Origin of the sequence: Nocardiopsis sp. SBT366, assembly GCF_001083815.1 — a bacterium.
Taxonomy (GTDB): Bacteria; Actinomycetota; Actinomycetes; order Streptosporangiales; family Streptosporangiaceae; genus Nocardiopsis; species Nocardiopsis prasina.
This window is the reverse complement of record NZ_LAVM01000129.1, coordinates 1-9,996: the sequence shown is the minus strand read 5'-3', so window position 1 is coordinate 9,996 and position 9,996 is coordinate 1. Positions and strand designations below refer to the sequence as shown.

The 9,996-nt window shown below is 72.8% G+C and carries 9 protein-coding genes; all 9 read right to left on the bottom strand.

Going from position 1 to position 9,996, the window contains the following annotated elements:
• Window positions 1–116: 116 nt before the first annotated feature.
• The 9 genes from rpsN to ADX84_RS24215 all read right to left on the bottom strand — a co-directional run bounded on the left by rpsN (window position 117) and on the right by ADX84_RS24215 (window position 9,705).
• Entirely contained in the window at window positions 117–422 is a 306-nt protein-coding gene (rpsN, locus tag ADX84_RS24255) for a 30S ribosomal protein S14 (protein WP_049579603.1), read from the bottom strand.
• Window positions 422–658, bottom strand: a complete 237-nt coding sequence (rpmB, locus tag ADX84_RS24250) for a 50S ribosomal protein L28 (RefSeq protein ID WP_049579601.1) — start codon at window positions 656–658, stop codon at window positions 422–424. The genes rpsN and rpmB overlap by 1 nt, the downstream gene beginning before the upstream one ends.
• 80 nt (window positions 659–738) lie before the next feature.
• The gene (gene rpsR, locus ADX84_RS24245; protein WP_049579599.1) at window positions 739–990 is read right to left on the bottom strand and encodes a 30S ribosomal protein S18; all 252 of its coding nucleotides are present in this window, start codon (window positions 988–990) and stop codon (window positions 739–741) included.
• Window positions 991–1,038: 48 nt separating this feature from the next.
• Entirely contained in the window at window positions 1,039–2,151 is a 1,113-nt protein-coding gene (locus ADX84_RS24240) for a GTP-binding protein (protein ID WP_199776693.1), read from the bottom strand.
• A 107-nt stretch (window positions 2,152–2,258) separates the two neighbouring features.
• Window positions 2,259–3,464 carry an FAD-dependent monooxygenase gene (locus ADX84_RS24235; protein WP_049579597.1) on the bottom strand — a complete coding sequence of 402 codons (1,206 nt, stop codon included), beginning with the start codon at window positions 3,462–3,464 and terminating at the stop codon, window positions 2,259–2,261.
• A 143-nt stretch (window positions 3,465–3,607) separates the two neighbouring features.
• Window positions 3,608–4,465: an NAD-dependent protein deacetylase gene (locus ADX84_RS24230; protein WP_049579595.1), complete on the bottom strand. Its 858-nt coding sequence runs from the start codon at window positions 4,463–4,465 to the stop codon at window positions 3,608–3,610.
• A gap of 74 nt (window positions 4,466–4,539) precedes the next feature.
• A complete protein-coding gene (locus tag ADX84_RS24225) occupies window positions 4,540–5,253 on the bottom strand; it encodes a PIG-L deacetylase family protein (RefSeq protein ID WP_049579594.1) in 714 nt (237 codons plus the stop codon).
• 100 nt (window positions 5,254–5,353) lie between these two features.
• Window positions 5,354–6,184, bottom strand: coding sequence for an SAM-dependent methyltransferase (locus ADX84_RS24220; protein WP_049579591.1), 831 nt, complete (start codon window positions 6,182–6,184; stop codon window positions 5,354–5,356).
• Between the two features lie 149 nt (window positions 6,185–6,333).
• Window positions 6,334–9,705, bottom strand: a complete 3,372-nt coding sequence (locus tag ADX84_RS24215) for a pyruvate carboxylase (RefSeq protein ID WP_049579589.1) — start codon at window positions 9,703–9,705, stop codon at window positions 6,334–6,336.
• Window positions 9,706–9,996: the final 291 nt, after the last annotated feature.

Sequence of the window (9,996 nt, the reverse complement as noted above, 5' to 3'; positions counted from 1 at the left end):
GGAGGGGGCTCCCGGGGGAGGGAGCGCCCCGGGAACCCTCGGGCCGACCGGATCGCGAACGGTCGGTCCCGTTCTCGGGGCCGGTGGGCGTCAGTCCGCCCACACGGCCGGCTTGGCTACCAGCTGGACTTGGTGACTCCGGGCAGCTCGCCGCGGTGGGCCATCTCCCGGAACCTGATCCGCGACAGTCCGAACTTCCTCAGGTGCGCGCGGGGGCGGCCGTCGACGGCGTCCCGGTTGCGGACCCGGGTCGCGCTGGCGTCGCGCGGCTGGCGGCGCAGCTCGGCGACGGCGCTCGCGCGCTCGGCCTCGCCGGTGTGCGGGCTCTTGATCAGGCGTTTGAGTTCGGAGCGTCGCTCGGCGTGGCGCGCGACGATCTCCTTGCGCTGTTCGTTGCGGGCGATCTTGCTCTTCTTGGCCATCAGAGCCTCTCTCCCCGGGCGCGGATCTGGGCGACCACGCGTTCGATGCCTCGGGCGTCGATGACCCGCATGCCCTTGACGCTCAGCCGCAGCTTCACGAAGCGCCGTTCGCTGGGCAGCCAGTAGCGCTTGTTCTGGATGTTGGGGTCGAAGCGCCGCCTGGTGCGGCGGTGGGAGTGCGAGATGGCGTTGCCGAAGCTGGGTGCCCTTCCGGTCACCTGGCAGACACGGGACACGGTGGTCTCCTCCTGGTCGTCGGTCGTCTTCCGGCCCTTCGCTCCGGGGCCGGTCCTGTTCGGTCCGGTGGGGCGGACGGTCAGTCCCGTCTGGTCGTGGACGGGTACGGCAGCAGGGCCATCTCGCGCGCGTTCTTGACCGCCGCGGCGATCAGGCGCTGCTGGCGCGCGGTCACGCGGGTGACCCGTCGGCTGCGGATCTTGCCCTTCTCCGAGATGAACTTGCGGAGCAGGTTGGTGTCCTTGTAGTCGACGTGGTCCGCGTCGCCCAGCGGGTTGGCGAACCGTCGCGTCGCGGCTCGTGGGTCGGGGCGTCGGTTCCTCTGTGGCACGGGTCCTCCTCCGGTGGTCGGGTCGTCGGGGCGTCGGAACGCGGTGGGTCAGAGAGCGTCGGCGAAGGGGTCCACGGCCAGGGGGCGCCCGGCCTCCTCGTCGGTGAGCAGGCAGGAGTCGAGGAGCTCCACGAGCCGCGCGGCGTCGAGGTCGACCCCGGTGAAGGCCAGGTGCTGTCGGCGGTCGCCCACCACCGGGTCCCAGTCCAGGTCGGCCGAGGCGCGACGGGTCTCGGAGACCAGGTCGAGGGCGGCCCCGGGCAGGGCGTCCAGCCAGGGGCCGGCGCTCTCCAGCACCAGGGAGTCGTTGTAGTTGTCCCAGACCAGCAGCGTGTCGGGCCTGCTGGCCAGCCAGATCCGGCCGCGTCCGCGCAGTCCGGTGGAGACGATCCGTTCCAGGGACTCGTGCAGTCGAACGGGGTGCAGCGGGCGCCTGCGGGTCCACACCACGGTGCTGACCCTGTCGTCGGACAGGTCCCAGTACTGCGCCCAGGCCGGGTTGAGCCGGTTGGCGGCGGCGTCGGGGAGGAAGCGCCCCTCGGTGAGGGCGACCAGGCCGCCGCCGGGCGGGACCACCAGGGCCGCCGGGTTCAGGTGCGCGACGAGGGAGCGGGCCTCGTTTCGGTGGTGCTCTCCGTGGAGTGTGACCACCGTGGGGTACTCGATCTGGTGGGAGAGGACCTCCGCGACGGAGCGCCGGTCCTCGGAGACGACGGTCAGGGAACGGTCGGAGAGGTCGTCGACACTGGACAGGTCCGGGAGGAGGCGCTCGGCGTCCACGGCGGTGACCACGGCGGCCAGTCGAAGTTCCTCGTGGGCGGCGACGGCCTCGGCCACGGAGCGGGGTTCGACCGCGTCCCAGGTCTCCACCACGCACAGGCCGTGCTCGCCGCGTTCGGCCAGGTCCAGCAGGATGGGGAGGAGGTCCTCGCGCAGGGCGCAGGTGGCGCAGGGGTGGTCGAGGTCGAGGCGTGTGCGGTCCAGGACACCCCATCTGCTGCGGGTGACCCGGAGGACGATCCCCTCGCCGATCCCGTCCATGTCGTGGTGGAGGGCGACGGCGCCGGGTACGGCGGTGATCAGGTCGTCGACGGTGCTGCGGCGGGCCAGCCGGTGGAGCCCGGAGACCACGACGACGGGCAGGGGTGTCGCTACGGTCATCGGAGTGGACCTCCCTAGGATGAAAACGATAATCATTACCGTAGCGCACGCGCACGACACCCGGGAACACCGGGGGCCCGCCACGCGGGCGGGCCCCCGATCGGGTCTCAGCCGGTCAGCATCCCCGCGTAGCGCTCCACGGCGAACTCCCGGCCCACGCTGTCCATGGGCGGGCGGATCCCGAGGCGCCCCATCAGCAGGGTGCCCCGGGCCAGGGCGAGTTCGGCCCGCTCGCGAATCCAGGTCTCGTAGCGGCCAGCCTCCGGGGCCACACTGTCCACCACGTAGGGAGCCACGGTCTGGGCCTCGCGCACGGACTGGCGCAACGCGGCCTCGTAGGAGAAGAACGCCCGCCCGTGCTCGCCCTCCGTGAACACCAGTTCGCCCGCCAGGGCCAGGGCGCCCATCAGAGCCATCGTCGGACCCTGCCCGCTCAGGTGGTCGGGACAGTAGGCGGCGTCGCCCACCAGCACCACGCGACCCTGCTCCCACACATCCATCCGCACCTGCGTGGACGGCAGGACCCGGACGTCGGCGTCGCGCGCGGCGCGCAGCAGTCGGGGCATCTCCCAGCCGTCCTCGCCGAAGGCCTCCTCCACCCACCGCAGTCGGGCGTCCTGGTCCATGGTGTCCCCGTCGATCGGGAAGCGGTCGCGCACCACCAGCACCACCGAGGCCCGGTCGCCGCCGGGCAGGGTCGTCACCAGGCAGCCCCGGTGCGGCCACACGTGCCAGGCGGTGGTGTTGTCGGCGTCCAGGAGGTTGGCCGTCTCGAAGACCGCCGTGTTGGCGCCCAGGTAGCGCAGGCGCCCCTGGTCCGGCCCGGGGAAGGCCAGTTCACGCACCGGCGAGTCCCGGCCGTCCGCACCCACGACCAGGTCGAACCGGCGGGCGGGGGCCTGCGCGAAGGTGACGTCGACGCCCTCGTCGTCCTGTTCCAGCGCGGTGACGCCGTCACCGAGGAGGTACTCGACCCCGCCGTCGTCCTCCCGCAGGACCCGGACCAGGTCGCCGTGCCGGACGGTCAGGTTGCCGGGCTCGCCGGGCAGGCACGTCGGCTCCCGGCGTCCGCTCACGTGGGTGCGCACCTCGTCCACGGGAGACCCGAGGGCTCGGACCCTCTCACCCAGGCCCATCCGGTCCAGGAGCGCCATCCCCTGGCGGGAGACCTCGGCGTGGTCGACCTCCGCGCGGGGCTCCGGGGCGAGGTCGACCACGGTGGGCGCGAATCCCCGCCGGGCCAACCAGACGGCCAGCGCGCTCCCGGCCACGCCGCCCCCCGAGACGAGGATGTTCCTGTTGCTGATCGGCACGTGGACCTCCGTGTGGGCTCGGATCCTGGTCCTCCCCGCCCGGAGGAGACGCACCGCTGGCGGTGGAGGGGTGTCTGGGTCGCCTCGGGGTTACTGTACCGTCCGGTTGGTACACATAGGCGGTATGTCGGGTGCGGGCGGCGTCACGCGTTCGCGCCCCGGGCGCTGTCGCCCGCCAGCGCCCGCAGGACCTCGGAGCAGCCGTACCCCACCGTCAGCGCCGCGACGTCGTCGGCGCGCGTCGCACCCCGGTTGACGATGACCACTGGTTTGCCCTGCCCCGCGGCGTGCTTCACGAACCTGCGGCCGGAGAACACGGTCAACGACGACCCCACGACCAGCAGCCCGGCGGCCCGGTCGACCATCGCGTAGGCCTCCTCGACCCGCGGCCGGGGCACGTTCTCGCCGAAGTACACGATGTCCGGCTTCAGGACACCGCCGCAGGAGCCGCAGTCGGCCACCCGGAAGTGCTCGGTGGTGGCCAGCACGGCGTCCGCGTCCGGGGCCACCTCGACGTCGGCCACCTCCTCCGCGAAGCCGGGGTTGAGCTCGTTCAGCCGCACCGCGAGCTCGGCGCGGCCGGTCACGGCCCGGCAGCCCAGACAGATCACCCGGTCGTAGCGGCCGTGCAGGTCGATCACGCTCCTGCTGCCCGCTGCGTCGTGCAGGGTGTCCACGTTCTGGGTGATGACCCCCGACACCCTCCCGGCGCGTTCGAGTTCGGCCAGGGCGCGGTGGCCGTCGTTGGGGGCGGTGTCCGCCACGTGACGCCAGCCCACGTGGTTGCGCGCCCAGTAGTGGCGTCGGAAGGCCGCGTCCCCGACGAACTCCTGGTAGGTCATGGGTGTGCGCGGCGGTGAGTCCGGGCCCCGGTAGTCGGGGATGCCCGAGTCCGTCGATATCCCGGCGCCGGTCAGCGCGACCACCGGCCCCGGGCCGAGAGCCTCGCTCACGCGGCGGGCGGTCTCGACCAGGCCGCTGGGGTGGAACGTGTTCGTCACCCCTCGAGAACAGGTCGCGATCGTGCTCCCCTTCCTCCATGGGGCGAGGGCGCACGCCCCCGCCCCGGAACGGTTCAGGCGGTCCGGACGATCCGGAAGACCTCGGCCAGGTGCCCCTCGGGCAGCTCGCCCTCGGCGGCGTTGGCCGCCATCCACTGGCGCAGCATGGGCTCCAGTTCGGCGATGTCACCGATCTGGCTCTCGTGCGCGGCCAACGCCGCCACCTTGCGTTCGAAGACGTCGGTGATGTCCGAGTAGTGGTGCGGCGTGGGGCCGCCGACCACCCACACCTCGGGCACGGTCCACGCGGTCAGGCCCTCCTCGTGGAGGAGTTCGCGGTGCGCGTGCGGGTTGCGGGCGTCGGGGAAGACCGCGTTGATCGAGGCCTCACCGGTGGCCATGTGGTCGGGATGGCTCGCGGCGACGCTGTCCCAGTCGCGTTCGGGGCTGGGGATGACGACGCGTTCGGGCCGGACCTGCCGGATCACCCGTGCGATGTCGCGGCGCAGGTCGAGGGTGGCCTCCACCCGCCCGTCCGGGTAGCCGAGGAAGCGCACGTCCTTGACCCCGACCTCGGCCGCCGCGCGGCGCTGCTCCTCACGGCGCATGGCGGCGATCTCCGAGCTGTCCAGGGTGAGCGCGTCGCCACCGGCCTCGCCGTCGGTGACCATCAGGTAGACCACCTCGGTCCCGGCCCGGGTCCACAGCGCCACGGTCCCGGCGCACGAGAAGTCGGCGTCGTCGGGGTGGGCCATCACGACCAGGGCGCGTTCGGGCACGTCAACCACCGGGGCTCCTTTCGTCGCGGGAGGTCCCGCGTGATCGATTCGGTCTACATCGTATGAAACCGTCACGCGGGAACACTTCGGGCGGGTGCGGCGCGGCCGTTCAGGGTTTGCGCGCGACGGCGCCGTACATGTCGGTGTCCGGGGTGCGGCCGACCTCCCCCGGTTCGGGGCGCCACAGGGGAGTGGGACCGACACCGGGGTCGAGCAGCTCCAGGCCGTCGAAGTAGGAGGCGAACTCCGCCGGGGTGTGGCCCCGGTAGGCCAGGGCCGCCTCCCTGTTCCACTCGTCAAGGGCCTCGGCGGCGCTGCCCTCGTCGGGCAGGACCGCGTCGGCCACCACCAGGAAGCTGCCGGAGGGAAGCCCGGCCAGGTAGGAGCGGACGACCCCCGCGGCCTCCTCCAAGGTGGGGAGGTGGCCGAGCGTGCCGATGACGGACAGCCCCACTGGTTGGTCGAGGTCGAGCAGTTCACCGGCGCGTGCCAGGACCCGCCCGGTGTCGCGCAGGTCGTGGTCGACGAACGCGGTGGCGCCCTCCTCGGTGCCCCGCAGCAGCACCCGGGCGTGGGCGAGTACCAGGGGGTCGTTGTCCACGTGGACGATCCGCGCGTCGGGGGCGACGCTCTGCGCGATCTCGTGGATGTTCCGGTGGGTGGGCAGGCCCGTGCCGACGTCCAGGAACTGGCGTACACCCTCCTCGCGGGCCAGGTGGGTGACGGCGCGGACGAGGAAGGCCCGGCCCGCGCGGGCGTCGACGGCGATTCCGGGGTGGATGCCGAGGATCTGGTCGCCGAGTTCCCGGTCGACCGGGTAGTTGTCCTCACCGCCGAGCCAGTAGTTCCACACCCGCGCGGAGTGCGGGGTCGTGACGTCGACGCCTTCGGGCGCTGAGGATTCGGGGGCTGGGGGTTCGGGGGCTGGGGGTGTGTGCATGGGGTACCGATCCGGTCGGGGGGCGGGGTCCAGTCCTACCCGTACCCCCGGCCGGAGTACCCCCGGACCCCGCACGGAAACAGCGCCGCACAGGGCCTCTCACGCAGCGGCCGGTGGGTGGCCGTCGCCGTCGACGGCCACCCGACGCCTCAGCCCAGGTGGACGATCAGGTCGCCACCCTCCACCCGCTGGGCGCCCTCGACGGCCACCCGCGCGACCACCCCGGCCCGCGGGGCGGTGATGGAGGCCTCCATCTTCATGGCCTCGATGGTCGCGACCGTGTCCCCGGCCGCGACCTCGTCGCCCACGGCCACGGTCGGGGTGACCACCCCGGCGAAGGGCGCCGCGACCTGGGCGGGGTCGTCACGGTCGGCCTTCTCCGCCTCGGGTGCGTCCGAGGCCAGTGACCGGTCGCGCACGTGCAGCGGTCGCAGCTGGTCGTTGAGGGTGGTCATGACGGTGCGCATGCCGCGCTCGTCGGCCTCGCTCACCGCCTGGAGGCCGATCAGCAGGCGCACGCCCGGCTCCAGGTCCACCACGTGCTCCTCTCCCTCGCGCAGGCCGTAGAAGAAGTCCCGGCTGTCCAGCACGCTGGTGTCGCCGTAGGCGGCGCGGTGCGCCTCGAACTCCTTGGTGGGACCGGCGAACAGCAGCCGGTTCAGCGTGGAGCGGGGTTCCTCGGCCAACCCGGCGCGGTCCGCCTCGCTGAGCGGTGTGGTGGCACGGGCCTCGCTCCGGCCGCGCAGAGCCTTGGTGCGGAAGGGCTCGGGCCACTCGCCCGGGGGCACCCCCAGCTCACCCCGGAGGAAGCCGACCACCGAGTCGGGCACGTCGAACCGGTCCGGGTCCCTCTCGAACTCCTCGGGCTCCACCCCCGCGCCCACCAGGTGCAGGGCCAGGTCGCCCACCACCTTGGAGGAGGGGGTCACCTTCACCAGACGGCCCAGCATGCGGTCGGCGGCGGCGTACATGGCCTCGATGTCCTCGAACCGGTCGCCCAGTCCCAGCGCGACCGCCTGGGTGCGCAGGTTGGACAGCTGGCCGCCGGGGATCTCGTGGTGGTACACGCGGCCGGTCGGCGAGGTCAGGGCCGCCTCGAACGGCGCGTACACCCTGCGCACCGCCTCCCAGTACGGTTCCAGTTCGTTCACCGCGTCCAGGGAGAGCCCGGTGGGGGTGTCCGAGTGGTCGAAGGCGGCCACGATCGCCGACAGGGAGGGCTGTGAGGTGGTGCCCGACATGGAGGCCACCGCGCCGTCCACCGCGTCCGCGCCCGCGTTCACCGCCGCGAGGTAGGTGGCGAGCTGGCCGCCCGCGGTGTCGTGCGTGTGCACGTGGACCGGCAGGTCGAACTCACGGCGCAGCGCGCTCACCAGGCGGGAGGCGGCCGGGGCGCGCAGCAGCCCGGCCATGTCCTTGATCGCGAGCACGTGCGCGCCGGACTCCACGATCCGCTCGGCCAGCTTCAGGTAGTAGTCCAGCGTGTACAGCTTCTCGGCGGGGTCGGACAGGTCGGCGGTGTAGCACAGGGCGACCTCGGCGAGCCCGGTGCCGGTCTCCCGTACCGCGTCGATCGCCGGGCGCATCTGCTCGACGTCGTTCAGGGCGTCGAAGACCCGGAAGACGTCCACACCGGTGGCGGCGGCCTCCCGCACGAAGGCCCGCGTCACCTCGGTGGGGTAGGGGGTGTATCCGACCGTGTTGCGGCCGCGCAGCAGCATCTGGAGGGCCACGTTGGGCACGGCCTCGCGCAGCGCCGCGAGCCGCTCCCACGGGTCCTCGGCCAGGAACCGCAGGGCCACGTCGTAGGTGGCGCCGCCCCAGCACTCCAGGGACAGCAGCTCGGGCAGGGTGTGCGCCACGGCGGGCGCGGCCGCCAGGAGGTCCTGGGTGCGCACCCGTGTGGCCAGCAGCGACTGGTGGGCGTCCCGGAAGGTGGTGTCGGTGACCCCCAGAACGTCGGACTCGCGCAGCCAGCGGGCGAACCCCCCGGGGCCGAGTTCGCGCAGGCGCTGCCGGGACCCCGCGGGCGGGGCCGTCTCGGGGACGGCGGGCAGCTTGGAGGCGGGGTCGATCAGGTGGGGGCGTTCCCCGTGCGGCTTGTTGACCGTCACGTCGGCCAGGTAGGTGAGCAGGCGGGTGCCCCGGTCCGCTGAGGGGCGCGCGGTCAGCAGCTGGGGGCGCTCCTCGATGAAGGAGGTGGTCACCCGGCCCTGCCGGAAGTCCTCGTCCTCCAGCACAGCCTGGAGGAAGGGGATGTTGGTGGAGATACCACGGATGCGGAACTCCGCCACCGCGCGCTGGGCGCGGCTCACCGCCGTGGCGAAGTCACGGCCCCGGCAGGTGAGCTTGACCAGCAGGGAGTCGAAGTACGCGCTGACCTCCGAACCCGCGGCCGCGGTACCGCCGTCGAGGCGGATCCCCGAGCCGCCGGGGGAGCGGTAGGCGCTGATCGTCCCGGTGTCGGGCCGGAACCCGTTGGCCGGGTCCTCGGTGGTGATGCGGCACTGCAGGGCGGCTCCGTGCAGGACGATCGCGTCCTGGGACAGGCCGAGGTCGGCGAGGGACTCACCGGAGGCGATCCGGATCTGCGACTGCACGAGGTCCACGTCGGTGACCTCCTCGGTCACCGTGTGCTCCACCTGGATGCGGGGGTTGAGTTCGATGAACACGTGTCGGCCGTCCCGGCCCACGAGGAACTCGACCGTGCCCGCGTTGCGGTAGCCCAGCTCGCGGGCGAGCAGCACAGCGTCCCGGCACATGCGCTCGCGCAGTTCCGGGTCGAGGTTGGGTGCGGGGGCCAGCTCCACGACCTTCTGGTGGCGGCGCTGCACCGAGCAGTCGCGCTCGTAGAGGTGGATCACGTCCTCGCCGTCGGAGAGGATCTGTACCTCGATGTGGCGCGGGTCCACCACGGCGCGCTCCAGGAACACCGTGGGGTCGCCGAAGGCGGTCTCGGCCTCGCGCATGGCCGCCTCGATCGACTCCCGCAGCGCGGCGGGCGCGTCCACCCGGCGCATGCCCCTGCCGCCGCCACCGGCCACGGCCTTGACGAACACCGGGAAGCCGATCTCCTCGGCGGCGCCGACCAGCCCGTCCACGTCCGTGGAGGGCGCGGTGGAGTCCAGGACGGGGATGCCCGCCCGCTTGGCCGCGGCGATCGCGGTCGCCTTGTTGCCGGTCAGCTCCAGCACCTCGGCGGGCGGGCCCACGAAGGTGATGCCCGCCTCCGCGCAGGCCCGTGCCAGGGCCGGGTTCTCGGACAGGAAGCCGTAGCCGGGGTACACGGCGTCGGCACCCGCCTCCCGTGCCGCGCGGACGATCTCGTCCACTGAGAGGTAGGCGCGGACGGGGTGTCCGGGTTCGCCGATCTGGTAGGCCTCGTCGGCCTTGAGTCGGTGCAGCGAGTGGCGGTCCTCGTGGGGGAAGACCGCGACGGTGCGGGCTCCCAGTTCGTGCCCCGCGCGCAGGGCGCGGATGGCGATCTCACCTCTGTTGGCCACCAAGATCTTCTCGAACATGCCGGATGCCTCCTGGACTCCGTGACGCGGTACCGGTCGGGTCGGCGCCGTCGCCGGTGTGGCCGGTACTCCGGGTGCTGCCAGTGGCCGCTCGGGGGCGCCACTCCAGGGAAGCGGTGCCCAGGCACGGCCACGGGAACCCTAACGAGCGGTGCCGGGTTCGGTGGAAGGCGGGGTTACCCGTGGGTAGTTTCGTGCTCCGCTGGGGCCTTTGCGTTCGCCTGGGCGGGTTCGGGTCCTGTGCCCCAGGGGTGCTGTCCGCTCGCGTGCGGTGGGGCGAAGAGGGGGAGG